The 25718-nt window shown below is 68.8% G+C and carries 23 protein-coding genes and 2 tRNA genes; 12 read left to right on the top strand and 13 right to left on the bottom strand.

The features are described 5' to 3' along the window. Positions 1 to 316, top strand: a 316-nt coding sequence (locus tag HZU84_RS15910) for an IS66 family transposase (protein ID WP_180693004.1), incomplete at its 5' end; no start/stop codon positions are given. A gap of 550 nt (positions 317 to 866) precedes the next feature. Here HZU84_RS15910 and HZU84_RS15905 read toward each other — a convergent pair. The 8 genes from HZU84_RS15905 to hrcA form a co-directional block, all read right to left on the bottom strand. Then, a complete protein-coding gene (locus tag HZU84_RS15905) occupies positions 867 to 4061 on the bottom strand; it encodes a type I restriction endonuclease subunit R (RefSeq protein WP_149502523.1) in 3195 nt (1064 codons plus the stop codon). Between the two features lie 102 nt (positions 4062 to 4163). Further along, positions 4164 to 4373: a hypothetical protein gene (locus tag HZU84_RS15900; protein WP_149502522.1), complete on the bottom strand. Its 210-nt coding sequence runs from the start codon at positions 4371 to 4373 to the stop codon at positions 4164 to 4166. Continuing rightward, the gene (locus HZU84_RS15895; RefSeq protein WP_180693003.1) at positions 4366 to 4983 is read right to left on the bottom strand and encodes an ATPase; all 618 of its coding nucleotides are present in this window, start codon (positions 4981 to 4983) and stop codon (positions 4366 to 4368) included. The genes HZU84_RS15900 and HZU84_RS15895 overlap by 8 nt, the downstream gene beginning before the upstream one ends. Positions 4984 to 5067: 84 nt before the next feature. After that, positions 5068 to 5850, bottom strand: a complete 783-nt coding sequence (locus tag HZU84_RS15890; RefSeq protein ID WP_149502520.1) for a hypothetical protein — start codon at positions 5848 to 5850, stop codon at positions 5068 to 5070. Between the two features lie 240 nt (positions 5851 to 6090). Continuing rightward, positions 6091 to 7434, bottom strand: a complete 1344-nt coding sequence (locus HZU84_RS15885) for a restriction endonuclease subunit S (protein WP_149502519.1) — start codon at positions 7432 to 7434, stop codon at positions 6091 to 6093. Beyond that, a complete protein-coding gene (locus tag HZU84_RS15880; protein WP_180693002.1) occupies positions 7424 to 9052 on the bottom strand; it encodes a type I restriction-modification system subunit M in 1629 nt (542 codons plus the stop codon). Before HZU84_RS15880 ends, HZU84_RS15885 begins: the two co-directional genes overlap by 11 nt. A 119-nt stretch (positions 9053 to 9171) precedes the next feature. After that, positions 9172 to 9250 (bottom strand) — tRNA-Ile (locus HZU84_RS15875). Positions 9251 to 9306: 56 nt separating this feature from the next. Continuing rightward, complete coding sequence (hrcA, locus tag HZU84_RS15870) at positions 9307 to 10323, bottom strand: heat-inducible transcriptional repressor HrcA (protein WP_149502518.1); 1017 nt, start codon at positions 10321 to 10323, stop codon at positions 9307 to 9309. A 102-nt stretch (positions 10324 to 10425) separates the two neighbouring features. Here hrcA and HZU84_RS15865 point away from each other — a divergent pair, with 102 nt between their 5' ends. Genes HZU84_RS15865 through HZU84_RS15850 form a run of 4 tightly spaced genes read left to right on the top strand, consistent with a single transcriptional unit; the run spans position 10426 to position 14735 of the window. Continuing rightward, on the top strand, positions 10426 to 11316 hold the full coding sequence (locus HZU84_RS15865; protein ID WP_149502517.1) for an NAD kinase: 891 nt from the start codon (positions 10426 to 10428) through the stop codon (positions 11314 to 11316). Beyond that, positions 11316 to 13025 (top strand): DNA repair protein RecN, encoded by a 1710-nt coding sequence (gene recN, locus HZU84_RS15860; protein WP_180693001.1) that lies wholly within the window; start codon positions 11316 to 11318, stop codon positions 13023 to 13025. The genes HZU84_RS15865 and recN overlap by 1 nt, the downstream gene beginning before the upstream one ends. A 31-nt stretch (positions 13026 to 13056) precedes the next feature. Continuing rightward, positions 13057 to 14019 carry an RNase adapter RapZ gene (gene rapZ, locus HZU84_RS15855; RefSeq protein WP_149502515.1) on the top strand — a complete coding sequence of 321 codons (963 nt, stop codon included), beginning with the start codon at positions 13057 to 13059 and terminating at the stop codon, positions 14017 to 14019. A 20-nt stretch (positions 14020 to 14039) separates the two neighbouring features. After that, the gene (locus HZU84_RS15850; protein ID WP_149502514.1) at positions 14040 to 14735 is read left to right on the top strand and encodes an LON peptidase substrate-binding domain-containing protein; all 696 of its coding nucleotides are present in this window, start codon (positions 14040 to 14042) and stop codon (positions 14733 to 14735) included. Here the strand turns inward: HZU84_RS15850 and mutY are convergent. From mutY to mutM, 3 genes are all read right to left on the bottom strand, one after another. After that, positions 14714 to 15802 carry an A/G-specific adenine glycosylase gene (mutY, locus tag HZU84_RS15845; RefSeq protein WP_149502513.1) on the bottom strand — a complete coding sequence of 363 codons (1089 nt, stop codon included), beginning with the start codon at positions 15800 to 15802 and terminating at the stop codon, positions 14714 to 14716. The two genes, HZU84_RS15850 and mutY, sit on opposite strands and share 22 nt — an antisense overlap. Then, positions 15795 to 17885 carry a dynamin family protein gene (locus HZU84_RS15840; protein WP_244954406.1) on the bottom strand — a complete coding sequence of 697 codons (2091 nt, stop codon included), beginning with the start codon at positions 17883 to 17885 and terminating at the stop codon, positions 15795 to 15797. The genes mutY and HZU84_RS15840 overlap by 8 nt, the downstream gene beginning before the upstream one ends. 116 nt (positions 17886 to 18001) lie before the next feature. Further along, positions 18002 to 18832, bottom strand: a complete 831-nt coding sequence (gene mutM, locus HZU84_RS15835) for a bifunctional DNA-formamidopyrimidine glycosylase/DNA-(apurinic or apyrimidinic site) lyase (protein WP_149502512.1) — start codon at positions 18830 to 18832, stop codon at positions 18002 to 18004. A gap of 76 nt (positions 18833 to 18908) precedes the next feature. Here mutM and HZU84_RS15830 point away from each other — a divergent pair, with 76 nt between their 5' ends. From HZU84_RS15830 to pth, 7 genes are all read left to right on the top strand, one after another. Continuing rightward, positions 18909 to 20807, top strand: coding sequence for a tetratricopeptide repeat protein (locus HZU84_RS15830; RefSeq protein ID WP_149502511.1), 1899 nt, complete (start codon positions 18909 to 18911; stop codon positions 20805 to 20807). Continuing rightward, positions 20804 to 21355: a lipoprotein insertase outer membrane protein LolB gene (locus HZU84_RS15825; RefSeq protein ID WP_149502510.1), complete on the top strand. Its 552-nt coding sequence runs from the start codon at positions 20804 to 20806 to the stop codon at positions 21353 to 21355. Before HZU84_RS15830 ends, HZU84_RS15825 begins: the two co-directional genes overlap by 4 nt. Before the next feature lie 54 nt (positions 21356 to 21409). After that, a complete protein-coding gene (ispE, locus tag HZU84_RS15820; protein ID WP_149502509.1) occupies positions 21410 to 22300 on the top strand; it encodes a 4-(cytidine 5'-diphospho)-2-C-methyl-D-erythritol kinase in 891 nt (296 codons plus the stop codon). 43 nt (positions 22301 to 22343) lie between these two features. After that, a tRNA-Gln gene (locus HZU84_RS15815) sits at positions 22344 to 22420 on the top strand. A 90-nt stretch (positions 22421 to 22510) separates the two neighbouring features. Beyond that, positions 22511 to 23473: a ribose-phosphate pyrophosphokinase gene (locus tag HZU84_RS15810; protein WP_037485827.1), complete on the top strand. Its 963-nt coding sequence runs from the start codon at positions 22511 to 22513 to the stop codon at positions 23471 to 23473. A gap of 57 nt (positions 23474 to 23530) precedes the next feature. Further along, positions 23531 to 24154, top strand: a complete 624-nt coding sequence (locus HZU84_RS15805) for a 50S ribosomal protein L25/general stress protein Ctc (RefSeq protein WP_149502508.1) — start codon at positions 23531 to 23533, stop codon at positions 24152 to 24154. 78 nt (positions 24155 to 24232) lie between these two features. After that, positions 24233 to 24862, top strand: a complete 630-nt coding sequence (gene pth, locus HZU84_RS15800; RefSeq protein ID WP_149502507.1) for an aminoacyl-tRNA hydrolase — start codon at positions 24233 to 24235, stop codon at positions 24860 to 24862. Positions 24863 to 24913: 51 nt separating this feature from the next. Here the strand turns inward: pth and HZU84_RS15795 are convergent, their stop codons facing one another. Both HZU84_RS15795 and coaD read right to left on the bottom strand, forming a co-directional pair. Continuing rightward, a complete protein-coding gene (locus HZU84_RS15795) occupies positions 24914 to 25186 on the bottom strand; it encodes a YfhL family 4Fe-4S dicluster ferredoxin (RefSeq protein ID WP_149502506.1) in 273 nt (90 codons plus the stop codon). 22 nt (positions 25187 to 25208) lie between these two features. Continuing rightward, a complete protein-coding gene (gene coaD / locus HZU84_RS15790; RefSeq protein WP_076458432.1) occupies positions 25209 to 25718 on the bottom strand; it encodes a pantetheine-phosphate adenylyltransferase in 510 nt (169 codons plus the stop codon).

The following is a 25718-nucleotide window of genomic DNA, read 5'->3' as shown; positions in this document are numbered from 1 at the left end:
GCGCTCAGGCTGCCGGCGCACCGCGCAGACCTGCGCCAACCTGCTCGCGCAGGAGGTCTCGCTGTGGACCTTCGTGCGCCACCCCGGCGTCGAGCCCACCAACAACGCCGCCGAGCAGGCGCTGCGCGCGGTGGTGCTCAAGCGCAAGATCAGCGGCCCGACGCGCTCGACGCGCGGCCAGCAGTTCGTCGCCCGGGGCCTCTCCGCGATGGAGAGCTGCCGCCGCCAGGGCCGCGACCTGCGCGATTGGATGGAGCAGGCGCTGCGCGCCTGGCTGGGCTCCGGCCCGGTGCCGTCGCTGCTGCCGAGCGGCTGAGCGCGGCGGCGGCGCTCACCTTCCTGACCTTCTGTGCGTGGTGTCCTGGCAAGTGAACTTGCCGGGATGCGTGAGGCTGGGGGGGTCAAGGAGGGGGTGGTGAATACGTACGAAGCGGTCGGGCTGGACATGTGCCGCACGGTGGCCGGCAGACTGCACTGACACAGCGCCAGCACGATGGTGAGCTCACACAGCACACCATCGCACACCCAACGCACTCCACTTATCTTTCCATGCACACATGATCAGCACATGCGCACACACTGAACACGCTCAAGCGACACGATCAACTCAATCGAAGCACTGAGCAGCCAGCTCCGAATCACCGACCGACACTCTTCGCCGGCCGTGCGGTAGTCCGTCGTCCACTGGCGCCCAGTAAGGTCCAGGGAAGGGTCGAACACATCGACAGGGCCTCACCCACCCCAATCAAATCAATCACTTAGGGTGAAAAATAACCGTGATTCACGGATGATCAACAGTGCATCACGGATGCACAGCAGTGATTGCCCGCGATGCAGTCAACAGGTTGTCGCAGCCGAAACTGAGCTCACACCAGCGACTCCGCCAGCGCCTCCGCCTGCTTGAGCACCGTCTCCGTGGCCTCGTCCTGCTTGTCAGGCGGGTACTTGTAGCGCCGGAGCAAGGTCTTCACCATCACCCGGAGCCTGGCCCGCACCGTCTCGCGCACCGACCAGTCCACGGTGACCGAAGCCCTCAGCTTCAGCGTCAGCTCCACGGCGATCTTCTTGAGCGTGGCGTCGCCCAGTTCCCGCACCGCGGCCTCGTTGGTGGCCAGCGCATGGTAGAAGGCCAGCTCGTCGGGCGTCAGTCCCAGGCGGTCGCCCTGCAGCGCAGCCTCGTGGAACTTCTTCGCCATCTCGATGAGTTCCTCGATGACCTGGGCGGTCTCGATGGCACGGTTGCGGTAGCGCTGCAGGCTGAGCTGCAGCAGCTCCGAGAACCTGGCCTGCTGCACCACATTGGTCTTGAAGCGCGCCTTGATGTCGTCCCTCAGCAGCCGGTCCAGCAGTTCGACGGCCAGGTTGCGCTCCTTCATGTGGCGCACGTCTTCGAGAAACTCCTCGGACAGGACGCCGATGTCCGGCCGGTTCAGGCCGACCGCCTTGAAGATGTCGATGACCTCGGCGCTCACCACCGCCTTGCTCATGATCTGCCGGAGGGCGTGCTCCTTCTGCTCGTCGCTGAGCTTCCTGCCCGAGCTGCCGAACTTGGTCAGCGCGGCCTTCACCGCCTGCAGGAAGGCCAGCTCATCCCGGTGCGCCAGCGCCTCGTCCAGGGTGCAGCACAGCGCGAAGGCCTTGCTGGCGGCCAGCACGGTATCGGCGAAGCGCTTCTTGCCATCCTCCAGGCCGAGGACGTGATTCGCCACGCCGGGCAGCAGCTGCCAGGCCCGGGTGCGGAAGGCGGTGTAGTCGAAGCCGTGCAGCATGCCGTGCAGCACGTCCATCTTCTCCAGCAGCACCGCCAGGGCATCCTCGGCGGCGATGGTCGGTCGGCCCTTGCCCTTGGCCTGGGTGTAGTCCTTCAGCGCGGCCTTCAGCTCGTTGGCGATGCCGATGTAGTCGACCACCAGACCGCCGGGCTTGTCCTTGAACACCCGGTTCACCCGGGCGATGGCCTGCATCAGGTTGTGGCCCTTCATCGGCTTGTCGACGTACATCGTGTGCATGCACGGCGCATCGAAGCCGGTCAGCCACATGTCGCGCACGATGACCAGCTTGAAGGGGTCGGCCGGATCCTTGTAGCGGCGCTCCAGGCGCTTCTTGATGTCCCGGCCGTGGATGTGCGGCTTGAGCAGCGCCTTGTCCGAGGCCGAGCCGGTCATGATGATCTTGACCACGCCCTTCTCGGGGTCCGGGTCGTGCCAGCCCGGGCGCAGCGCGACGATGGCGTCGTACAGGTGCACGCAGATCTCGCGGCTCATCGCCACCACCATGGCCTTGCCGTCCAGGCTGGCCAGGCGGTTCTCGAAGTGCTCCACCAGGTCGGCGGCCACCTTCTGCAGGCGCGGCGGCGCCCCCACCAGCTTCTCCAGCGCAGCCCAGCGGCGCAGCTGCGCCGCCTTGGCGGTGTCGTCTTCCTCGTCCTCGGCGAGTTCGTCCACCTCGTCGTCGAGCAGCGTGGTCTCGGCCTCCTTCAGCTCCAGGCGGGCCAGCCGGCTCTCGTAGTAGATGGGCACCGTGGCGCCATCCTTCACCGCCTGCTCCACGTCGTAGATGTGCACGTAGTCGCCGAACACGGCCCGGGTGTCGCGGTCCTCCAGGGACACCGGCGTGCCAGTGAACGCGACGAAGGTGGCGCCCGGCAGACCGTCGCGCAGGTGCTGGGCGTAGCCGTAGCGCACGTCGCGCAGCCGGCCGTAGTCCGCGACCGGCTCGGCGGCCTGCAGCACCATCGGCTCGTTCGCCGCCGAGGTCTTGCGCGCTGCCTTCATCTGCTTCTGCAGCTTGGGCAGGCTGGCCTTGAAGCCGTACTGGCTGCGGTGGGCCTCGTCGCAGATGACGACGATGTTGTGCCGCTCGGAGAGTACCGGGAAGCTGTCTTCGTCCTCGCCCGGCGTGAACTTCTGGATGGTCGTGAAGATGATGCCGCCCGAGGGCCGGTTGCTCAGCAGCTCGCGCAGGCGGGGCCGGGTGTCGGCCTGCACCGGCGTCTCGCGCAGCAGCTCGGCCGCGCCCGCGAACACGCCGAACAGCTGGTTGTCCAGGTCGTTGCGGTCGGTCACCACCACCAGGGTCGGGTTGCCCATGGCCGGGTGCTGCATCAGCTTTCCCCCCAGGCAGGTCATCTCGATGCTCTTGCCGGCGCCCTGCGTGTGCCACACCACGCCGCCCTTGCCGCGCTGGGCGGCCTCGGCCTGGGGGCTGGAGGCCACCAGCACGCTCTCGACCACCGCGCGCACCGCGTGGAACTGGTGATAGCCGGCCACCTTCTTGACCAGCCGGCCCTCGTCCTCGAACAGGATGAAGTGCCGCAGGTAGTCCAGCAGCAGCTCGCGCTGGAACAGGCCATGCACCAGCGTCTCCAGCTCGCGCATGGCGCCCAGCGGATCGACCGTCTCGCCGTCGATGGTGCGCCAGGCCATGAAGCGCTCCCGGTCGGCCGTCAGCGAGCCGACGCGGGCCTCGAGGCCATCGCTGATGACCAGCAGCGCATTGCTCAGGAACAGGTCGGGAATGTCGTCCTTGTAGGTCTGCAGCTGGTTGAAGGCGGACCACAGGTCGGCGTTTTCGTCGCCGGGGTTCTTGAGCTCGACCACCACCACCGGCAGGCCGTTGAGGAAGAGCACCACGTCCGGGCGGCGGGTCCGCTTCGGCCCCTGGATGCTGAACTGGTTGAGCGCCAGCCAGTCGTTGCGCGCCACGTCGGACCAGTCCACCAGCCGCACCCGGTCGCCGCGGGTCTCGCCGTCCTTCTGGTACTCGACCGGCACGCCCTCCACCATCCAGCGGTGCATCTGGCGGTTGGCCTGCACCAGGCCGGGCAGGTTGGGGTTGAGCACCTGCCGGCACGCCTCGTCCTGCGCGCTGGCGGGGATGTGCGGGTTCAGGCTCCGGATGGCGTCGCGCAAGCGGTGCTTCAGCGCCGTCTCGCGGTAGGTGTCGCGCTCGGTGCCGGGCGTCCTGGTATCCGGCGGCGACCCGTCAGACCCATGCCCGACCTCCCAGCCCAGCGCCGCCAGCCATTCGAGCGTGGCGTGTTCAACGTCGGCTTCCGTCATGTCCAGAGACTCCCCTCATGTTCACGCCTTCGACATGAAGACGGGACATGTTTATTTCTTGCTCAAAAATCGACACATGCCCAGGACGTGTCGATGCTGTCATCACTTCCCTGATGCGGCGGACACAGCGTCGTTGACCATGCGTCCGCGCAGCGAGTACCAGTTGGCGATGCCGCGCTGGCGGTTGGCTTCCTGCACCGCAGCCGCGGCGCGATTGCCGATGCGCAGGATGTCGGCGCGGCGGGCCTGCACGTCCTGCGGGATTGGCGTGTCGGCCGCCGAGGGGGACGGCACAGGAGTCGCTTCAGTCATGCTTTTCCTCCGTGTCCGGCGCCACTCCGGCGACGGACTGTTCGATCAGTTGCGCCCAGCGGGCTTCATCCAGCACCGACGCCATCTGTCCGCCTGAGCCCTCGGCCACCGTCACGTAGCCGGCCTCGCCGTTGAACACCACCAGCCAGTCGTCGGCCAGCAGGCGGTAGCGCGCCAGGAATTGTTGCAGGCTGCGGCCATAGCGGCGGCGCACATCGGCCTCGGGCACGTCATGCCCGCCGGCGGCCACGCGCTGGGCGACGCGGCGCAGGCACAGTTCCACCGAATCGAGGTAGACCATCACCAGGGTCAGCGCATAGCCCGCCTGGCGCGCTGCCGCCAGGTGCGCACCCAGACTGCCGCCGCTGAGTGTGGACTCGACCACCAGCGACTCGCCTGCCGCGACGGCCTGCCGCAGCGCTCGCGAAAATCCCCGTGCCGCCGCCACGCGAGCTGCCGCCGGATCCTGCGGCGACAACTGCGCCGCGATGTCATCAGCGCCGAGATAACGCAGGCCGTGCGCGTCAGCATAGGCGCATGCAAGCGTGGTCTTGCCTGCCCCGTTGGGGCCGCCGACCACCACCAGCCGGGGCGGTTGCTGCGCCGTCATGCTGCCACCCCAACCGCCATGACCTGAGCCGCCAGCCATTCGAGCGTGGCCTGTTCGCCGTGCTCTTCAAGAAATGCACCCATTTCAGTCGTCCTCGTCTTGGTCGATCGTGGCGGCGCGTTCTCTGGCGGAGAAATAATCCTCGCTGGCCTGCCCCATCACTTGCCGGCAGACGTTGTCGAACAAGTCATCCAGCCCCCAGAACTTCCACTCTTTGCGCGGTTCCGAGGGTGCATCCCACTGCGTCAAACAGTCTCCGCCCGGCAGCTCTTTCTCCACCACCGTCGAAAACCATACGGCCAGCTGCACAGGTTCCGGAAGCTCATAGAACTGCTGCCAGATCTCCGACTCCACATCGCTCTTGGCAATCTCGTGCAACAGGGAGGGCTCGAAAGCCTCCGCTCCGAGCTCACGCCACCGCGATGTCCCCTGCTCTGCTCTCAAGCCGAAGGATTCCTGAGACTTGATCTCCCGGATCGTGGGCTCCACCAAGTCGACCGGACTGGCCAGATGCTCCGCCAGTTCAATGGCGACTTCACGGAAGAAGTCGGCACGCTCCTGATTTCCTTTGGCCGCAGATTCAGTTTGTTGCCATGTGCTTTGCTCACGAACAAAGCGGCAAAGCATCTCATATGCCGCCGGAGAGAACAGACCAACAGCTTCTTGAAGATGATGAATATACTCAGGCTCAAGAAGGCGATATATCAAGTCGATCGGGTAATGATTCGGCGAGAATTCAAAGTGACCGTAGATGCCACGATCAAACTCTGCCAATGCGGAGCCCACCTGATCACCATCAGGTCGGACAGCCCTGATACCGTAATCAACACTCCCAGGCCAGGAATCGCGGGACAATTGAAACGACATCAGATCATCCGCGATGCATCCAGGATACGCTCGCCTGAAAAGCGGAAGCAGCTCAATGAGCCCGCTCGGATCCCAGCCGTGATGATTCGGCCTAGGCAAGAGATATTGTTCTATATCGAAATTCAATGTCGCCCCCTGATTAATCATTTCAAACCATCAACACAACGCCTTGAACAGCGACTTGAAGTTGCGCCCATGCCTTGCGCAGCGGGATGCGCTCCAGCTTGCCGAGCGCGGCTTTCATGCGAGGACGTCCGCCAGTTGTTCCTGCGCCTCCGGCAGGCGCAGCTTGCCGGAGATGAGGCGGGGCAAGAGCGTGTTGCGAAGCTCGACCAGCGCCAATGCTTGGCGCTCATTCATGGTGATACGTTCGAACGTCATTGCAGCGAAATCAGTGAACCGCGCGATCACCTCGAGTGCAGGCAGCAACGACGGAATTGGTCTGAAGGCCTTCTTGCTGATTTCCATGAACGTCGAGCCATTGGCACGGCCCTTGATGGCATCCATGTTGTGCTGGCACCAGAAGTACATGTACTCCGGCGGCAGGCGTCCACCCGGAGGCATCGCGATGTAGCCTTGGTTGATGGCCACCGGCACCTGAGTCAAGCTGAGATAACCAATCGGCGCGCGCGACGACATGAGCAGCGTTCCCACAGGAAGCAAGCCCGATGAAATCTTGGCAAGACCCGCAGCACTGACCTTCCGCTCCGTACCGAGCAATACGGGTGCGGTAGCTCCCGATAGATCCTTGGGTGAAGTCCAGTGGTGGGCCGCAGGCTCCCAGAAGGCCTCGTTCTTTGTGTCTGGTGTTGAGCCCCCAACCGTCTCGACCAAGTCGCCGATGGGCTGAACCGTCCACCCCTTCGGAATCACTCCCAGCGCCGACTCCTCGAACTCCGCCGGAAACAGCGCCGCCGTGGCCGCATCCAGCCCCAAGGGCTCGCGGCCTTCGGCCTTGGCGCGCACCGGGTCGAAGTCGATGAACCAGCTCTTGAACAGGGCTTGAGCGATGGATTCGAGGGTGGCGTTGGTTTGGCGCAGGAGGTCGATGCGGTCGTCGAAAAATTCCAGCGTGTCAGCAACCGCCCGCTGCGTCGAAACGGACGGAAATGCAACTGGAAGACGCCCAATCGTAGATTGATTCAACGAGGCCATCGTGGAACCTGTCGAATGCTGGACCAGCCAGTCCTTCACTGCCTGCGTCTGCAATGAGTAGGCGAGGAAGCGTGCATCACAGACTTTCGGTGGCCGCAGTCGAATCCCATCGGAGCCAAGAAACCACCCAGCCTGCTGCTTCCGTACCAAAGCACATCGCTCGATACCGCCTTTGCGGGCGAAAACGATATCACCCTCTTCAAGGATGTACTCGGGAAGCCGAGCCAAGGTCGCGGCATCTACCCGAGGTGTCTTGGCATCGACGTGAAAGGAGCCATGTCCAATCTCCCGTACGGAAATGAGAGGTACGCCGACGCTTGCGTACTCGCTGGCCTTTAGCGTTGTTCCGAATGGGCCGGTCTTGATTGACCCGCCATGCCGCGCTAACAACTCCGAGATAGCCTCAGGCTTTGCCCATTCAGACTGCATATCCCAGCCCTCCGAGCTTCTCCAGAATCACCGCATCCAGCTCCGCCCCCTTGGCCATCTGCTCGGCCAGTTGCGCCGTCAGCCGCTCCATCTTGTCGTTGAACGCATCGTCGTCGTCGTCCGTGGCCTCGGCGCCCACAAAGCGGCCCGGGGTCAGCACATGGCCGTGCTCGGCAATCTCGGCCAGCGTCACGGCGCGGCAGAAGCCGGGGATGTCTGCGTAGGCAGAAATCCCCCCTGACCCCCCTTTTTCAAAGGGGGGAATAGCGTCGGGCGTGGCCCCCCCCTTTGCAAAAGGGGGGTTGGGGGGGATTTCCCGCCAGCGGTGCACGGTGGCGGCGATGCGCTGCACGTCCTCGTCGTCGAACACGCGGTTCACGCGCGTATCCATGCGGCCGAGCTTGCGGGCGTCGATGAACAGCACCTCGCCGCGCCGGTCGCGACCGCCCTGGCGCTTGTCCTTGGCCAGGAACCACAGGCAGGCCGGAATCTGCGTGTTGAAGAAGAGCTGCGGCGGCAGCGCCACCATCACTTCGACCACGTCGGCCTCGACCATCGCGCGGCGGATCTCGCCCTCGCTGTTCTGGTTGGACGACATGCTGCCGTTGGCCAGCACCACGCCGGCCTGACCGCGCGGGCCCAGGTGGTGCAGGATGTGCTGCAGCCAGCCGTAGTTGGCGTTGCCCGCCGGCGGCGTGCCGTGCACCCAGCGCTTGTCGTCAAGCAGCCGCTCGCCGCCCCAGTCGCTGATGTTGAAGGGCGGGTTGGCCAGCACGTAGTCGGCCTTCAGGTCCGGGTGCTGGTCGCGGTGGAAGGTGTCGGCCGGCTCCTTGCCCAGGTTGCAGTCCATGCCGCGGATGGCCAGGTTCATCGCCACCAGCCGCCAGGTGGTCGGGTTGGCCTCCTGCCCGTAGATGGAGAGGTCGCCGAACTGGCCGCCGTGGCTCTCGATGAACTTCTCGCTCTGCACGAACATGCCGCCCGAGCCGCAGCACGGGTCGTAGACCTTGCCCTTGTGCGGCGCCAGCACCTCGACCAGCACCTTCACGATCGAGGCCGGCGTGTAGTACTGCCCGGCCCCCTTGCCTTCCGCCAGGGCGAACTTGCCCAGGAAGTACTCGTAGACCTCGCCCAGCACATCGCGGGCATGCTGCCCGGCGCCAAAGCCGATGGTCGAGATCAGATCGATCAGCTCGCCCAGCTTGCCGGGCTCCAGCTGGGCGCGGCCGAAGCGCTTGTCCAGGATGCCCTTCAGGCGCGGGTTGTCGGCCTCGATGGCATCCAGCGCCATGTCGATGCGGGTGCCAATGTCGAACTGCTTGGCGTTGGCGCGGATCGTCTCCCAGCGTGCCGGCCCCGGCACCCAGAAGCAGTTGACCATCGTGTAGTAGTCGCGCTCCTCGGCGGCATACGCCCGGTCATCGGCGTCCGGCAGATAGAGGTCGTGGGATTCGTCGGCGAACGCAAGCGCCAGCTCGTCGCGGCGCTCGTCGAAGGCGTCGCTGATGTACTTCAGGAAGATCAGGCCGAGCACGATGTGCTTGTACTCGGCCGCATCCATCGACGAGCGCAGCTTGTCGGCCGCCGCCCAGAGGGTTTTCTTGAGGTCTTGGTTCATTCGGTCACTGGTGAATCAGCGCGCCGGCGCGCTGGCTCCTTCGTGCCGGCAGGACGCCTGCAGATCCTCCAAAAACACCAAGGGGTCAGCACGACACCGCGCTAACCCCTTGATTTGATTGGTAGGCCCCCCGAGAGTCGAACTCGGCACCAACGGATTATGAGTCCGCTGCTCTAACCAGGCATGAGCTAGAGGCCCGTGGGAGCGCGATTGTAGTGGTTGCGGCAGCGCTTTGCGGTTTCAGGCGGTGTGCATTACTTCTGGCTCAGCGCCTGCCCGACCATGCGCGCGGTGATGTCGACGATCTGGATCATGCGGTCGTAGGCCATGCGGGTCGGGCCGATGACGCCCAGCGTGCCCACCACCTGGCCGTCGACCTCGTAGGGCGCCGAGACCACCGACAGGTCCTCGATCGGGACCACGCCGCTCTCGCCGCCGATGTAGATGCGCACGCCCTCGGCGCGGCTGGAGCCGTCGAGCAGGCGCATGAGCTGCGTCTTTTGCTCGAACAGGTCGAACATCTTGCGCAGCGAGCCCAGATCGTTGCCGAAGTCGCTGACCTCGAGCAGGTTGCGCTCGCCGGAGACCACCACCTGCGCGGCCTCGTCGCTGGCGGCCTCGCTGCCGGCCTGCACCGCGGCCTGCATCAGCGTGGCGATCTCCACGCGCAGGCGGTCGACCTCGCCCTGCAGCCGCTCACGCACCTCGTCGATCGTCAGGCCGGCGTAGTGCGCGTTGAGGTAGTTGGAGGCCTCGAGCAGCTGCGACGGGCTGTAGTCCTGCGCGGTGAACAGCACCCGGTTCTGCACGTCGCCGTCGGCGGCGACCAGGATCAGCAGCACCCGGCGCTCGGCCAGACGCAGGAACTCGATGTGGCGGAACACGCCGGCCTTGCGCGGCGCGGTCACCACGCCGACGAAGTGCGACAGGTTGGACAGCAGATGCGCCGCGCTGGCGATGACGCGCTGGGGCTGGTCGGGCTGCAGCGGCGCGATCGCGGAATCCTCGAAGGAGAGCTGCGCCGGTCGCACCGTCAGCATGGTGTCGACGAAGACGCGGTAGCCGCGCGCGGTCGGGATGCGCCCGGCCGAGGTGTGCGGGCTGGCGATCAGGCCCAGCTCCTCCAGGTCGGCCATGACATTGCGGATCGTCGCCGGCGACAGCTCCAGCCCGGAGGTCTTCGACAGCGTGCGCGACCCCACCGGCTGGCCGTCGGCGATGTAGCGCTCGACCAGCGTCTTCAGCAGCAGCTTCGAACGGTCATCCATCATGGTGAAACCGATTGTAGGGTGGAGGCGCGCAGGGAACGCCGACGTTCATGACGATGGGGGCGCGGCGCGGACTGTCAAAGTGCTGTGGTGTAATTTGTGCCCATGATCAGCCGATTCCGTCATGCCGCGCTCATCGGCAAGTACCAGGCCCGGGGCATGCGGCCGCTGCTCGAGGAGATCGCCCACCTGCTGACCCGGCGCGGCCTGGAGGTCTCGGTCGAGATCGAGACCGCGCACAACACCGGCCTGGCCGGCTATCCGGCGCTGACGCCCGACGAACTCGGCCAGACCTGCGACATCGCCATCGTCGTCGGCGGCGACGGCACCATGCTGGGCATCGCGCGCACGCTGGCGCGCTACGGCGTGCCGATGGTCGGCGTCAACCAGGGCCGGCTGGGCTTCATCACCGACATTCCGGTGGCGCAGGTGCTGCACGCGCTCAAGGCCATCGTCGCCGGCGACTACGAGGAAGAGCACCGCGCGATGCTCGAAGGCGGCGTGCTGCGCGACGGCGAGTCGATCTACGAGGCGGTGGCGATGAACGACGTGGTGCTGCGCAGCGGCACCACCTCGATGGTCGAGCTGCGCGTGGAGGTCGACGACCAGTTCGTCGCCAACTTCCGCGCCGACGGCCTGATCATCTCCTCGCCGACCGGATCGACCGCCTATGCGCTGTCGGCCGGCGGCCCGATCCTGCACCCGGGCGTGGCCGGCTGGCTGATCGTGCCGATCGCGCCGCACATGCTCTCCAACCGCCCCATCGTCGTGCCCGACAACGGGCGCATCAGCGTCGAGATCGTCTCGGCACGCGAGCCTTCCGTCAATTTCGACATGCAATCGCTGGCCAGCCTGCTCATCGGCGACCGCATCACCGTGCGGCGCTCCGACCACCGCGTGCGCTTCCTTCATCCGCGCGGATGGAACTACTACGCGACGCTGCGTCGCAAGCTGCACTGGAACGAGGGCGCACTGCCCGGCGACGGAGGCCAGTGATGCTGCGCCGGCTGTCCCTGAGCAACTTCGTCATCGTCAGCCGTCTCGACGTCGACTTCGGCCCCGGCTTCGCGGTGCTGACCGGAGAGACGGGCGCAGGCAAGTCCATCCTGATCGACGCGCTGCAGATCGTGCTGGGCGGCCGGGGCGACGCCGGCGTGGTCCGCGAGGGCGAGAGCCGCGCCGAGATCGCCGCCGAGTTCGAGCCGGTGCCGCCGGCGCTGGCCGCCTGGCTCGACGAGGCCGGACTGGCCGCGGCCGACGAGGCCGGTGCGGCGACGCTGCTGCTGCGCCGCACGATCGACGCGCAGGGCAAGAGCCGCGCGTGGATCAACGGCAGCGCCGCCACCGTCGCGCAGCTGCGCGAGACGGCCGAGCATCTGGTCGACATCCACGGCCAGCACGCCTGGCAGAGCCTGACCCGGCCGGCGGCGGTGCGCCAGTGGCTCGACGACCATGCCGAGGTCGACACCGGCCCGATGCTGCTGGCCTGGCAGCGCTGGCGCGAGCAGCTCGCACGGCTGGAGGCCGCCGAGCGCCTGGGCGCCGAGCGCGAACGCGAGCGCGAGCGCCTGGTCTGGCAGATCGGCGAGGTCGAGCGTCTGGCGCCGGGCGCGGACGAATGGCCCGAACTCAACGCAGAGCACCAGCGCCTGGCCCATGCGCAGGCCATCCTGGACGCGGTGCAGCTGTCGGTCGACGCAGTCCATGAGGGCGAAGCGGCGGCCAGCAGCCAGGCCGCACGCGCGCTCGAGGCGCTGGAGACGGTGGCCGGCTACGAGCCGGCGCTGGCCGAGGTCATCGAGGTGCTGGCCGGCGCGCAGGCGCAGCTGGCCGATGCCGCGCGCAGCCTGCAGGCGCTGCTGCGCCGCACCGAACTCGAGCCCGAGCGCCTGGCCGAGCTGGATGCGCGCCTGTCGGCCTGGATCGGGCTGGCGCGGCGCTTCCGCTGCCCGCCGCCGGATCTGGCCGCGCAGCTGGCGCAGTGGCAGGCCGAGCTGGCCGAGCTGGATGCCGCCACCGATCTCGAGACGCTGCAGCGCCAGGCCGAGGCCGCGCGGGCGGCCTTCATCGCGCAGGCGCGCCAGGTCTCGGCGCGCCGGCAGGCGGCCGCGCCCGGCCTGGCCGAGGCGGTGACCGCCGCGATGCAGCAGCTCGGCATGGCCGGCGGACGCTTCGCGATCGCGCTGGAGACGCTGGCCGAGCCGCAGGCGCATGGCCTGGAGTCGATCGAGTTCCTGGTCGCCGGCCACGCCGGCAGCACGCCGCGGCCGCTGGCCAAGGTCGCCTCCGGCGGCGAACTCTCGCGGCTGGCGCTGGCCATCGCCGTCACCACCGGCCGCAGCCGGCAGGCACGCGGCCTGGGCGCAGGCACGCTGATCTTCGACGAGATCGACTCCGGCGTCGGCGGCGCGGTCGGCGACACCGTCGGGCGGCTGATGCGCCAGCTCGGACAGGACTGCCAGGTGCTGGCGGTGACCCATCTGGCCCAGGTCGCCGCCTGCGCCGACACCCATCTGGTGGTCAGCAAGGCGGTCGGCGCGGACGGCCGCACCCGCAGCGAGATCCATCCGGTGGCCGGCGCGCAGCGCGTCGGCGAGATCGCCCGGATGATCGGCGGCCAGTCCGGCTCCGGCGCCGGACTGGCGCACGCCCAGGACATGCTGGCCGCGGCCTTGCTGCCGGCCGCAAAAGACACTGTTCCCTGACAACCCCAGCCCAGAGCCACAGGCCAGAGACATGACCGCAGCCGCACTCGATCCCGATCCCGATCCGCACGGCACGCCCGCCGCGCCCGCCGCCACCACCGGCACGACACCGCAACCGGTGGTGCTCATCTCGGGCATCTCGGGCTCGGGCAAGTCGGTGGCGATCAATGCGCTGGAGGACGCCGGCTACTTCTGCGTCGACAACCTGCCCCCGGAGCTGCTGCCCGAGCTGATCCGGCTGGAGGGCCGCAACCCGCATCGCCGCCTGGCGATTGCCGCCGACGTGCGCACCGCCAGCTCGCTGCCCAAGCTGCTGCCGATGATCGACACGCTGCGCCGCGAAGGCACGCCGGTGCTGATGATCTTCCTGGACTCGCGCACCGAGACGCTGGTGCGGCGCTTCTCCGAGACGCGCCGGCGCCATCCGCTCTCCAGCGAGGACGACGGCCAGGGCGGCCAGTCCCGCTCGGCGCTGGGCGAGGCGATCGAGCGCGAGCGCGAGATGCTCAGCCCCCTGCGCGAGGCCAGCACCGTGATCGACACCAGCGACCTGCGCCCGACGCAGCTGCGCTCGTGGATCCGCCAGCTCGTCGGCGCGGCGCACTCGTCGCTGACGCTGGTGTTCGAGTCCTTCGCGTTCAAGCACGGCGTGCCGCGCGATGCCGACCTGGTGTTCGACCTGCGCGTGCTGCCCAATCCCCACTACGTGCGCGAGCTGCGGGCGCTCAACGGCCGCGATGCCGGCGTCATCGAGTTCCTGCAGGCCCAGCCCGAGGTGGCCGAGATGCTGGCGCAGATCGAGGGCTTCCTGGCCCGCTGGCTGCCGGCCTACGAGCAGGACCAGCGCAGCTACCTGACGGTGGCGATCGGCTGCACCGGCGGACAGCACCGCTCGGTCTATTCGGTCGAGCAGCTCGCGGCACGCTTTCGCGACCGCATCCCGACGCTGGTGCGACATCGCGAGCTCGAGGCGAAAGAAGCCGCCCAGCACTGACGCAGCAAGAAAGGCCCATCATGAGCAGCGGCGCCCGCCCCGGACACCCCCTCCTGTCGGAGGACACCGATCCGGCGCCGTCAGCGCCGGGCCTGTTCGCGGACCTGCAGCCGCAGCTGCCGCTGTTTCCGCTCGACACCGTGCTGTTTCCGGGCGGACTGCTGCCGCTGCGGGTGTTCGAGGTGCGCTACCTCGACCTGATCTCCGCCTGCCTGCGCAGCGGCGAGCCCTTCGGCGTGGTCGCGCTGATCCAGGGCGGCGAGGTGCGCCGCGACGGCGAGACGGTGCGCTTCGAGCCCGAGGGCTGCCTGGCCGAGGTGGTCGACTGCGACAGCGAGCAGACCGGCATCCTGCAGGTGCGCTGCCGTGGCACGCGCCGCTTCATGCTGGCCGGCCAGGCCCACCAGGGCAGCGACGGCCTGTGGCGCGCCGATGCGGTGCTGCAGGACGAGGACGCGCCGGCGCCACTGCCCCCTGAGCTGCAGCCCTGCGCCACCGCGCTCGGCCGCGCGATCGCGACGCTGGCGCAGCGCGGCCAGCATCCCTTCTTCATGCCGCACCGGCTCGACGACGCCGGCTGGCTGGCCAACCGCTGGAGCGAGATCCTGCCGATCCCGCTGGCGACCCGCCACAAGCTGATGATGCTGCCCGACCCGCTGGCGCGGCTGCGCCTGGTCGACGGCTTCCTGCGCCGTCACGGCATCGTCGGCGGCTGAGTCGGTGGCTGAATCAGCCGGCGCAGCGGCGCGGGCAGTCCGATCGTCGCCAGCTCGTCATGGCGCCACCAGCGTCCGGGCGCCAGCTCCGGCAGCGGTGCCGGCGGCAGCTCCTGCCCCGGCTCGCAGGCCTGCAGCGCAGCGCCCAGCTCGACCCGGCACGGATGCAGCGTCCAGTCCAGATGCGTCAGCACATGCACGAAGGACGGCAGCGCCTGCGCCGGCCCCGCGCCGAGCCGACCGACCGCCGCCTCGAGCGCGGCCGCGTCGTCGAACATCGGCGGCGTCCACAGTCCGGCCCAGATGCCGCTGTCGGGCCGCTGCTGCAGCCACACCGCCTGCGGCGTGCGCAGCCACAGGCACCAGCTCTCGCGCCGGCCGCGCTTGAGCTTGCGGGTGCGCACCGGGAAGTCCAGCTCCCGGCCCTGCGCGCGCGCCCGGCACGGGGCCTGCCACGGGCACAGCAGGCAGTCGGCGCGGCGCGGCATGCACAGCGTCGCGCCCAGATCCATCAGGCCCTGGGTGTAGGCGGGCATGTCGGCCGCATCCTCGGGCAGCAGCGCGGTGGCGCGGTCCCACAGCGCGCGCTCCTGCGCCGCCTGCGCCAGATCGCCCTCGAAGGCCAGCACGCGCGACAGCACCCGGCGCACATTGCCGTCGAGAATCGCCACCCGCTCGCCGAAGCAGAAGGACGCGACCGCCGCCGCGGTCGAGCGGCCGATGCCCGGCAGCTCGGCCAGCGCGGCGGCGCTGCGCGGGAAGTCGCCGCCGTGGCGCTCGACCACCTGCTGCGCGCAGCGGTGCAGGTTGCGCGCGCGGCTGTAGTAGCCCAGCCCGCTCCACAGCGCCAGCACATCGTCCTGCGGCGCCGCGGCCAGCGCGCGCACATCGGGAAACCGCGCCAGAAAACGCTCGTAGTAGCCCAGCACCGTGCTGACCTGGGTCTGCTGCAGCATGATTTCCGACAGCCAGACGCGGTAGGGATCGCGGGTGTTCTGCCACGGCAGCGCATGGCGGCCGTGGCTGCGCTGCCAGTCCACCAGCAGGGAGGACAGCCGCTCAGGCATCGCCGGTCACCACGGCAGGCACGGGCGCCGCAGCCGGGGCCAGCGGCATCGGCCGCGACAGCGGGGAGAAGTCGCTGGGCAGCGCCAGCTCGTGGCGGGTGGCGGCGCGGCGCACCCGGTCGTCGAGCGCCTGCAGCCGCACCTCGGTGGTGGCCAGGCGCTGGTCCTGCGCCGACAGCTCGGCCAGCCGGGTGTCGAGCTGGTCGGCCGCCAGGCGGATGCGCTCGAGCGACTCGCGTCGGCGCTTGAAGGACTTGCGCCGCTCGCGCAGCTGCGCGTCGATCTGGCCCGACACCGTGCGGCTCCACAGCTCGATCTCGCCGGCCGCCCCCTCGAAGACCGCACGCAGGCGCGACATCAGCATGCGGCGGAACTGCTCGAGGAAACGCGGCTGCGCCAGCCGCACCGCCTGCGTCAGGCCAAGGTACTGGATGTAGTTGCGCTCGATCAGCGCCAGATCGTCGCGGAAGCGCGCCAGCTCCGGCGCCGGCGGCAGCATCAGGCTGAAGCCGAACTCGGTGTTGAGCCGGTTGCAGGAGGCCGACAGCAGATCGCGCAGATCGCTGCCCTGCTGCTGCGCCGAATCGAGCACCCCGCGCAGCGCGGCGAACAGCTGGGTGTAGGAGCGCCGCGCGCCCAGCTTCAGGAAGGAGTCGCGGATCGAGCCGATCATCGCGTCGACCTGGCGGCGCAGCGCGTCGCCGGCCAGCGGCGCCATCGCGGCCTTGAGCGCGCGGGCATGCACCAGCCGCAGCGCCTGGATCTGGGCGGTGCACTGCTCGAACTCGTTCGTCTCGGCCGTCACCCGCTGCAGCATCAGCCGGACCTTGCCGCTGTTCTTGCCCCGCAGGCCGTCGAGCTCCTGGATCTGCTCGGCGAGCTGGCGGCGCAGGTCGAGCAGACCGCGCAGGATCTGCTCGCGGATCGCGTCGAGCGCCTCGAGCGTCATGCGCTCGAGCACCGTGCGGCGCTCGGGCAGCAGCTGCTGCGCCAGCGCCTGCTCCAGCGCCGGCAGCCGGCTGTCGGCCAGCGCCTGCGCATCGCCCGAGACCCGGCCGGCCAGCGCCTGGCGCGCCGACAGCGGAAAGACCCGCTCCGGCGCGATCTCCAGCGTGCGCGCCACCTGCTCGCACTGCAGGGCGATCTGCGCCTGGCTGTGCTCGGGCGGCGACAGCGGATCGATCAGCGCATCGATCTTGTTCAGCACCACATAGCGGGTCAGCGCCTGCGAGGCCAGATGGTCGCGCCAGATCTCGAGGTCGGAGCGGGTCACGCCGGTGTCCGCCCCCAGCACGAAGACCACCACATGCGCATTGGGCAGCAGCCCGACGGTGAGCTCGGGCTCGGCGCCGATCGCGTTCAGACCCGGCGTGTCGAGCACCACCAGACCGCGCTTGAGCAGCGGATGCGGCACATTGATCAGCGCATGGCGCCACAGCGGGATCTCGACCTGGCCATCGGGCCGCAGCGGCGGGTTGTCGGCCGGCTGCTCGTCGTCCCAGAAGCCGAGCTGGCGGGCCTCGTCGAGGCTGGCCGCACGCACGCCGCGCACCGCGTCGAGCGCCTGCGCCAGCGCGGCCGGATCACCGGCATCGATCGGCACGCGGCGCCAGAGCTGCGGCTGCGCCCGCAGCTCGGTCAGCGAGGCGCCTTCCAGCCGGGTCTCGATCGGCAGCAGCGCCAGCCCCGGCGCATCCTCCGGATCCCAGCCCAGCTCGACCGGGCACATCGTGGTGCGCCCCGGCGAGGCCGGCATGATGCGCCGGCCGGCATCGGCGAAGAAGATCGCGTTGATCAGCTCGGACTTGCCGCGCGAGAACTCGGCGACGAAGGCCACCACCAGCTTCTCGCCGGCCAGGCGCTGGCGCAGCGAGTCCAGCAGCGCCCCGGCGTTCTCGTCGAGCAGGCCCTGCTCGCCCAGGAAGCGCGCCAGATCGCGCACCCGCTCCTCCAGCGTCGCGCGCCACTGGCCCAGCGCATCGAGGCTGCGCACGAAGGGCTCGTGCACCGCTTCATGCACCGCTTCGTGCACCGGTTCGTCGGACAAAGGGGAGGCGGTCATGCCGCGGTCATGTTCGCTCATTGCGGTGCGCCTGGACGGACTGGAACAAGGGGTACCGCGCGGGGCGCGGACAGTCAGTCATGGTAGCTCAGGGAATTCGCGGATCCGGCGCCCGGAACGCCAAGGGCGTCACGGCCTCACGGCGTCAGGCGCTGGCAGTGCGGACACAGATAGGTCGCGCGCTGGCCCTGCACGATGCGCTGCACCGGCGTGGCGCAGACCCGGCAGGGCTGGCCCTCGCGGCCGTAGACCTGCGCCTGCAGCTGGAAGGCGCCGCCCATGCCGTGCACGTCGCGGAAGTCGCGCAGCGTCGAGCCGCCGGCGGCCAGCGCGCGCTGCAGCACCTCGCGGATGGTGCCGACCAGCCGCTCGCAGGCCGCACGGTCGAGCGTGCCGGCGCTCTGGCGCGGATCGATGCCGGCGGCGAACAGCGCCTCCGAGCAGTAGATGTTGCCCACGCCGACGACGATGTCGCCGGCCAGCAGCGCCTGCTTGATCGGCACGCGCCGCCCGCGCAGGCCCTGCTGCAGCACGCTGGCGCTGAAGGCGGGCAGCAGCGGCTCGACGCCGAGCCGCGCCAGCAGCGTGGCCGCCGGCGCCGCGTCGAGCGCACTCGACCACACCACCGCGCCGAAGCGGCGCGGATCGGTCAGGCGCAGCAGGCCGCGGTCGGTCTCCATCTCGAAATGATCATGCGGCCCGGCCGGCGGCAGCGCGGACGCGGCACCGAAGCGCAGCGAGCCCGACATGCCCAGATGCAGCAGCAGTCCGCCACAGGCGCCCAGCGGCAGCCACAGGTACTTGCCGCGCCGCTGCATCGTGCCGACCGTCGCGCCCGCCAGCGCCAGCGGATCGATGCCCAGCGGCCAGCGCAGGGGCTTGCCCAGACGGACCTCGCGCACCCACGCGCCCTCGAGGCGATCGACCAGACCGAGACGGGTGACTTCGACTTCAGGCAGTTCAGGCATGCGCGGAATTATCGAAGCGTCGCCGGGCCGGCAAACGCCGCGGCCTAGAATGGCCCTGAACATGGAGTCCGCCTCGATGCCCCTGCTGCCTGCGCCGCCCCTCGTCCTTCCGCCGACTCCGGCGCCCGCCAGCCGCGCGGGCCATCGCCTGCGTGCGTCGGCGGCGGCACTGCTGCTGGGCACGCTCGGCCTGACCGGACTGAGCTTGCCGGCCCTCGCTCAGGACGCTGCGGCACCCGCAGCGGCAGCCCCCGCCGCACCGGCCCCGGTGCGATCCGCGATGGACGGCGTGCTCTTCTACCAGCTGCTGGTCAGCGAGCTGGAACTGCGCGACGGCAACGCCCCGCTGGCCTACCAGGTCATGATGGAGGCGGCCCGGCGCAGCCGCGACGAGGCGCTGTTCCGCCGCGCGGTCGACATCGCGCTGGGCGCACGCGCCGGCGAACAGGCAGCCGCTGCGCTCAAGCAATGGCGCCAGACCCTGCCGCAGTCGCGCCAGGCGGCAGAGATCGAGACGCAGATGCTGGTCGCGCTGGGTCGCCAGACCGAGGCGCGCCGCGCGCTCGAGGCCTTCATCGAGCTGACGCCCGAGCCGGCGCGGCCGGCGGCGATCAGCAGCCTGCCCCGGCTGGTGCTCGGCGGCGAGCAGCCGCAGGCCACCGCCCGCATGCTCGAGGAGACGCTGGCACCGTGGCGCCAGCGCGCCGCCACCGCGGCCAGCGCGCTGAATGCCACCGCCGCCGGCTGGCTGACCGCCGGCGACCGCAGCCGCAGTCTCGAGTTCGTCACGAAGGCGGTGCAGCGTGATCCGGCCGATCCGGGCGCCGCGCTGCTGGCCGTCGAGCTGATGAAGGACCAGCCTCAGGCCGAGGCGCTGGTGCGCGCGCATCTGGCCTCGGCCGCACCCGCCGCCGGCGTGCGCGCCGCCTATGTGCGGCGCCTGTCGACCGACCAGCGCTACGGCGAGGCCCTGAGCGAATCCCGCCGACTGACCCGCGAGACGCCCGACGACGCCGGCGCCTGGCTGCTGCAGGGCGCGCTCGAGCTCGAGAGCGGCGAGCCGCGTGCCGCGCGCGACGCGCTGCTGCGCCATCTGCAGCTCACCGAAGCCGCGGCTCCGGGCAATGCGGCCAGCCAGGCCGATGCGGCCGAAGACAGCGACGAGGATCTGCCCGACCCGATCGCCCAGGCGGCCCGGCGCAACCGCGTCCAGGAGCGTGCCCAGGCCCATCTGATGCTCGCCCAGGCCAGCGAGCAGCTGCGCGACTATGCCGGCGCCCAGGCCTGGCTGGAGCGCCTGGCCGATCAGGACTCGGTCACCGTGCTGACGCGACGCGCCTCGCTGCTGATGCGCCAGGGCCGCATCGCCGAGGCCCGCGCGCTGCTGCAGCGCCTGCCGCAGGGCAGCGCCGAGGAGCAGCGCACCCGGGTGCTGACCGAGGCGCAGCTGCTGCGCGACGCGCGCCAGTGGCCGGCCGCCCACCAGCTGCTGGCCGAGGCCAGCCAGCGCTTTCCCGAGGACACCGAACTGCTCTACGAGCAGGCCATGCTGGCCGAGAAGCTCGGTCGTCATGAGGAGATGGAGCAGCTGCTGCGCCGGGTCATGGTGCTCAAGCCGGACCAGCAGCATGCCTTCAACGCACTGGGCTACAGCCTGGCCGAGCGCAACCTGCGCCTGGCAGAGGCCCGCGAGCTGATCGGCCGGGCCCTGGAGATGGCGCCGGGCGATCCCTACATCACCGACAGCCTCGGCTGGGTCGAATTCCGCCTGGGTCGCCGGGAGGAAGCCGAACGCCTGCTGCGCGAGGCCTACCAGCGCCGCCCCGACACCGAGATCGGCGCCCATCTGGGCGAAGTGCTCTGGGCGCTGGGGCACCAGGAGGAAGCTCGCCGCATCTGGCGCGAATCGCTGGCCCGCGACGCCGACAACGAGGTGCTGCAGGAAACGCTGCGCCGGCTGAAGGTGCGGCCGTGAAGCGTCGTCATGCCGCCGCGCTGCTGATGCTGGCCGGCGCCGGACTGCTCGGCGGCTGCGCGACCACGCAGCCGCCCGCGCCCCTGCCCGACGAGGCCGGTCGAGCACGGGTCGGCCGGCTCGCCGTCCAGGTGGCTGGCGACAGCGCGCGCTCGTTCAGCGCCGGCTTCGAGCTCGAGGGCTCGGCCGCGCAGGGCCAGCTGACGCTGTTCAGCCCGATCGGCCTGCCGCTGGGCCGGGCTCAGTGGCGCCCGGGCGAGGTGCAGCTCGACAGCGGCGCACAGACCCAGCGCTTCGACCATCTCGACACGATGATGGAGGCGCTGGTCGGTGAAGCCCTGCCGCTGGCCGCGCTGTTCGACTGGCTCGAAGGCCGCCCCTGGCCGGACGAAGCCAGCCGGCCGCTGGCCGAGGTGGATGGCCCGGGCTTTCGACAGCTCGGCTGGAAGGTGAGCACCGGCCGGCTGGCCGACGGCCTGCTGGTGGCCGAGCGACGCCTGCCCGAGCCCGCGCTGACCGTGCGGATCCGCCTCGACACGCCGTCCTGACCGGGCATCACCGCTCCTCTCTGCCTGCACCTTCTCTCCTGCCTCCTCGCGCGCATGTCCCTGTCCGCCCTGTACGACCTGCCGGCCCCGGCCAAGCTCAATCTCTTCCTGCATGTCATCGGTCGACGCGCCGACGGCTATCACCTGCTGCAGTCGGTGTTCCGACTGATCGACTGGTGCGACACCCTGCATCTGGAGCGGCGCTCGGATGGCGTCGTCAGCCGCGAGGATCTCGGCCCGGCCCTGCCCGAGGACGATCTGTGCACACGAGCGGCGCGCCTGCTGCAGCAGGCCACCGGCACCCGCGAGGGCGTGCACATCGCGATCGACAAGCAGGTGCCCTGGGGAGCCGGCCTGGGCGGCGGCAGCTCCGATGCGGCCACCGTGCTGCTCGGCCTGAACCGGCTGTGGAATCTGGGACTGGACCGCCGCGCGCTGCTGGAGCTGGGCGTGAAACTGGGGGCCGACGTGCCCTTCTTCATCGGCGGGCGCGACGCCTGGGTCGAGGGCATCGGCGAGATCCTGACGCCGATCGAGCTGCCGCCAGCCAGCTATCTGGTCCTCAAACCCCCGGTGGCGATTCCCACCGCCGTGATTTTTTCGAGCCCCCTCTTGCGCAGGGACACGAAACCCGCCACAATGGCAGTCTTTCTCGCAGAGCCCGAGTTCGGGAAAAACGATCTGCAAGCCGGCGCCGAAGCGTACAGCAAGCAAGTAGTTGACGGACTAGAAATTCTGAAGCATAATTTAGGGCTCAGCAGGATGAGCGGATCAGGAAGCGCAGTGTTTGCGCAGTATCCGGAAGTCCTGAGAGAATGCAGTGCGAAGCACGGCGAGCTGACAGAAAAGATTCTTCGGAGTTTGGCGACACCGAATGAATCCTGGATAGCAAGAACGTGCAGAAGTCTGGAAATGCATCCGATGCAGCATTGGGTGAAAGACTGAAAAGCACAGAGTTTTCGGGCGCGTCGACAGACGAGTCCAGTGTAGGGGAGTCGCCAAGTTGGTCAAGGCATCGGATTTTGATTCCGACATGCGAGGGTTCGAGTCCTTCCTCCCCTGCCAAACCATCCACATCAAGCGCCTGCCGGTCACACGGCGAGGCGCTTGTTTCTTGATGGCCTGAAAAGTCCGCGCCCTGCGGGCAGCACGCACATGCTCTCCGACACCCTTCTCTTCACTGGCAACGCCAACCCGGCCCTGGCCCGCGAGATCGCCGCCGATCTGGGCCTCGAACTCGGCAAGGCCGCCGTCGGCCACTTCTCCGACGGCGAAGTCACCGTCGAGATCCAGCAGAACGTCCGCGCCCGCGACGTCTTCATCGTCCAGCCGACCTGCGCGCCGACCAACGAGCATCTGATGGAGCTGCTGCTGATGGTCGATGCGCTCAAGCGCGCTTCGGCCCGTCGCATCACCGCGGTCATTCCCTACTACGGCTATGCCCGCCAGGATCGCCGTCCGCGCTCGACCCGCGTGCCGATCAGCGCCAAGGTTGTCGCCAACATGCTGGAAGCCGCCGGCGTCAACCGCGTGCTGACGATGGATCTGCACGCCGACCAGATCCAGGGCTTCTTCGACATCCCGGTCGACAACATCTACGCCTCGCCGATGCTGCTGAGCGACCTGAAGGGCAAGGACTACGAGAACCTCGTGGTCGTCTCGCCCGACGTCGGTGGCGTGGTGCGCGCGCGGGCCCTGGCCAAGCAGCTCGGCTGCGATCTGGCCATCATCGACAAGCGCCGCCCGAAGGCGAATGTCTCCGAAGTGATGCATGTCATCGGCGACATCGACAAGCGCAACTGCGTGATCATGGACGACATGATCGACACCGCCGGCACGCTGGTGAAGGCGGCCGAGGTCCTGAAGGACCGCGGCGCCCGCAGCGTCTACGCCTACTGCACGCACCCGATCCTGTCGGGTCCGGCGGTCGAGCGCATCGCCGGCTCCAAGCTGGATGAAGTGGTGATCACCAACACCATTCCGCTGCAGGGTCCGGCACGCGAGTGCAAGAAGATCCGCCAGCTGTCGGTGGCCTTCCTGTTTGCCGAGACGATCCGCCGCATCTCGGACGGCGCCTCGGTGACCGATCTTTTCGCGGAACAGAACAACAACTTCTGATCCGTCTCACCCGGGTGACCTGGTCGCGGGCACCCTTCCTTTTTCTGGAGAAATCACATGAAATTCGTCGCATTCTCGCGCGAAGTGCAGGGGACCGGAGCGAGCCGCCGCCTGCGTAATGCCGGCAAGGTTCCGGGCATCGTCTACGGCGTCAAGGAGCCGGCCCAGATCGAGCTGGACCACAACGCGCTGTACCACGCGCTGAAGAAGGAAGCCTTCCACTCGTCCGTCCTCGAGATGGAACTGGGCGGCGAGACCACCAAGGTCGTGCTGCGTGACCTGCAGATGCACCCGTACAAGCCGCTGGTGCTGCATGTCGACTTCCAGCGCGTCGACTCGACCACTCGCATCCACAAGCGCGTGCCGCTGCACTTCATCAACGAGGCCGAGTCGCCGGCCGTCAAGCTCGAGAAGTGCACGATCAACCACGTCGTGGCCGAGCTGGACATCGAGTGCCTGGCCGAGCAGCTGCCGGAATTCCTGACGGTCGACCTGAAGGGCATGACCAAGGGCAAGTCGCTGCATGTCGACGATCTGGTGCTCGACCCGAGCATCAAGGTCCGCACGCACGGCCGCAAGAACCCGGTCATCGCCACCCCGGTGGAGATCGTCGAGGAAGTCATCGTCGTCGCTGCCGCTCCGGCCGCCGACAAGGGCAAGAAGGGCAAGGGCAAGAAGTAATTCCTGCCCGGCAACCTGCTGTTGCTCCGACACGAAGCCCCGCCCTGCGGGGCTTTTTTGCGTGGGAAGAAGAACATCATGATCCGACTGCTGGTCGGCCTGGGCAATCCGGGCCCCGAATACGAGGCGACCCGCCACAACGCGGGCTTCTGGTGGATCGACACCGTGGCACGGCGCCTGGGCGCGCATCTGAGCGCCGACAAGGCCTATCACGGTCTGGTCGCGCGGGTGAACCGTCCGACCGGCCCGATCTGGCTGATCGAGCCGCAGACCTACATGAACCTGTCGGGCAAGTCGGTGGCACCGCTCGCGCGCTTCTTCCGCATCGCGCCGGAGGAAATCCTGGTGGTGCACGACGAGCTCGACGTGCTGCCCGGCCAGATGAAGCTCAAGCAGGGCGGCAGCGCCGCCGGCCACAACGGCCTGAAGGACATCCAGGCCCAGCTCGGCTCGCCGGCCTTCTGGCGGCTGCGCCTCGGGATCGGACATCCGGGCGACCGCGCCGAGGTCGCGGGCTATGTGCTGCGCAAGCCGCCGGCGTCGGAGCGCGAGCTGATCGAGGGCTGCATCGACCGCTCGATGGAGGCGCTCGACCTGTTGCTTGCCGGCGACATGCCCAAGGCCACCGCGCTGCTGCATGCCGGGCCGCAGCGCCCGAAGCCACCGCGCCCGCCCAGGCCGCCAGCGGCGCCGGCCGAAGGCGGCTGAACCGCCCTGCACTGCAAAGTGCTCAGCGGATTCCGCCGACTTCGGCGGACTTCAGCTGATCGGGGTGCGGGGCAGCGCCTGCAGCTGCAGGCGCTCGTACTTGGCCTGCAGCTGTTCACGCGTCTCGGTGTGATCCGGATCGACCGGAATGCACTCGACCGGGCAGACCTGCACGCATTGCGGCTCGCCGAAGTGGCCGACGCACTCGGTGCAGCGTGCCGGGTCGATGACGTAGAACTCCTCGCCCATCGAGATGGCCTGGTTGGGGCACTCGGGCTCGCAGACGTCGCAGTTGATGCACTCGCTGGTGATGGTCAGCGCCATGGTCGCCTCTCCTGCCGTCGGTTCAGTCGCGCGGGCCGGCCGCGACCCGCTGCTGCAGGCGCGCCAGCACCGACGGCGCGACGAACTTCGACACATCGCCGCCGAGCATCGCGATCTCGCGCACGAAGGTGCCGCTGACGAACTGGTACTGGTCGCTCGGCGTCAGGAACAGCGTCTCGACCTCGGGCATGAGCTGGCGGTTCATGCCCGCCATCTGGAACTCGTACTCGAAGTCGCTGACCGCGCGCAGGCCGCGCACCACCACCTTGCCGCCGTTCTCGACGACGAAGTTGCGCAGCAGGCCGCGGAAGGCGACCACCTCGACATTGCCGTAGGGCTGGGCCAGCTCCTGGGCGATCTCCAGGCGCTCCTCGAGCGTGAACATCGTGCGCTTGTGGTGGCCGGCGGCGACCGCCACGATCAGCCGGCTGAACAGCCGGCTGGCGCGACGCATCAGGTCCTGGTGACCCAGGGTCATCGGGTCGAAGGTGCCGGGATAGATCGCGGTGAGTTGCTGGATCGCGGGGGTCAA

It is taken from the genome of Sphaerotilus sulfidivorans (genome assembly GCF_013426975.1).
GTDB classification, from domain to species: Bacteria; Pseudomonadota; Gammaproteobacteria; order Burkholderiales; family Burkholderiaceae_C; genus Sphaerotilus; species Sphaerotilus sulfidivorans.
This window is presented reverse-complemented; position numbering and strand designations above follow the sequence as displayed.

Bases quoted from the DNA above. Each gene is read 5' to 3' on its own strand.
- HZU84_RS15905 (WP_149502523.1), bottom strand. From the start codon at position 4,061: ATGACGGAAGCCGACGTTGAACACGCCACGCTCGAATGGCTGGCGGCG.
- HZU84_RS15900 (WP_149502522.1), bottom strand. From the start codon at position 4,373: ATGACTGAAGCGACTCCTGTGCCGTCCCCCTCGGCGGCCGACACGCCA.
- HZU84_RS15895 (WP_180693003.1), bottom strand. From the start codon at position 4,983: ATGACGGCGCAGCAACCGCCCCGGCTGGTGGTGGTCGGCGGCCCCAAC.
- HZU84_RS15890 (WP_149502520.1), bottom strand. From the start codon at position 5,850: ATGTCGTTTCAATTGTCCCGCGATTCCTGGCCTGGGAGTGTTGATTAC.
- HZU84_RS15885 (WP_149502519.1), bottom strand. From the start codon at position 7,434: ATGCAGTCTGAATGGGCAAAGCCTGAGGCTATCTCGGAGTTGTTAGCG.
- HZU84_RS15880 (WP_180693002.1), bottom strand. From the start codon at position 9,052: ATGAACCAAGACCTCAAGAAAACCCTCTGGGCGGCGGCCGACAAGCTG.
- hrcA (WP_149502518.1), bottom strand. From the start codon at position 10,323: ATGATGGATGACCGTTCGAAGCTGCTGCTGAAGACGCTGGTCGAGCGC.
- HZU84_RS15865 (WP_149502517.1), top strand. From the start codon at position 10,426: ATGATCAGCCGATTCCGTCATGCCGCGCTCATCGGCAAGTACCAGGCC.
- recN (WP_180693001.1), top strand. From the start codon at position 11,316: ATGCTGCGCCGGCTGTCCCTGAGCAACTTCGTCATCGTCAGCCGTCTC.
- rapZ (WP_149502515.1), top strand. From the start codon at position 13,057: ATGACCGCAGCCGCACTCGATCCCGATCCCGATCCGCACGGCACGCCC.
- HZU84_RS15850 (WP_149502514.1), top strand. From the start codon at position 14,040: ATGAGCAGCGGCGCCCGCCCCGGACACCCCCTCCTGTCGGAGGACACC.
- mutY (WP_149502513.1), bottom strand. From the start codon at position 15,802: ATGCCTGAGCGGCTGTCCTCCCTGCTGGTGGACTGGCAGCGCAGCCAC.
- HZU84_RS15840 (WP_244954406.1), bottom strand. From the start codon at position 17,885: ATGAGCGAACATGACCGCGGCATGACCGCCTCCCCTTTGTCCGACGAA.
- mutM (WP_149502512.1), bottom strand. From the start codon at position 18,832: ATGCCTGAACTGCCTGAAGTCGAAGTCACCCGTCTCGGTCTGGTCGAT.
- HZU84_RS15830 (WP_149502511.1), top strand. From the start codon at position 18,909: ATGCCCCTGCTGCCTGCGCCGCCCCTCGTCCTTCCGCCGACTCCGGCG.
- ispE (WP_149502509.1), top strand. From the start codon at position 21,410: ATGTCCCTGTCCGCCCTGTACGACCTGCCGGCCCCGGCCAAGCTCAAT.
- HZU84_RS15810 (WP_037485827.1), top strand. From the start codon at position 22,511: ATGCTCTCCGACACCCTTCTCTTCACTGGCAACGCCAACCCGGCCCTG.
- HZU84_RS15805 (WP_149502508.1), top strand. From the start codon at position 23,531: ATGAAATTCGTCGCATTCTCGCGCGAAGTGCAGGGGACCGGAGCGAGC.
- pth (WP_149502507.1), top strand. From the start codon at position 24,233: ATGATCCGACTGCTGGTCGGCCTGGGCAATCCGGGCCCCGAATACGAG.
- HZU84_RS15795 (WP_149502506.1), bottom strand. From the start codon at position 25,186: ATGGCGCTGACCATCACCAGCGAGTGCATCAACTGCGACGTCTGCGAG.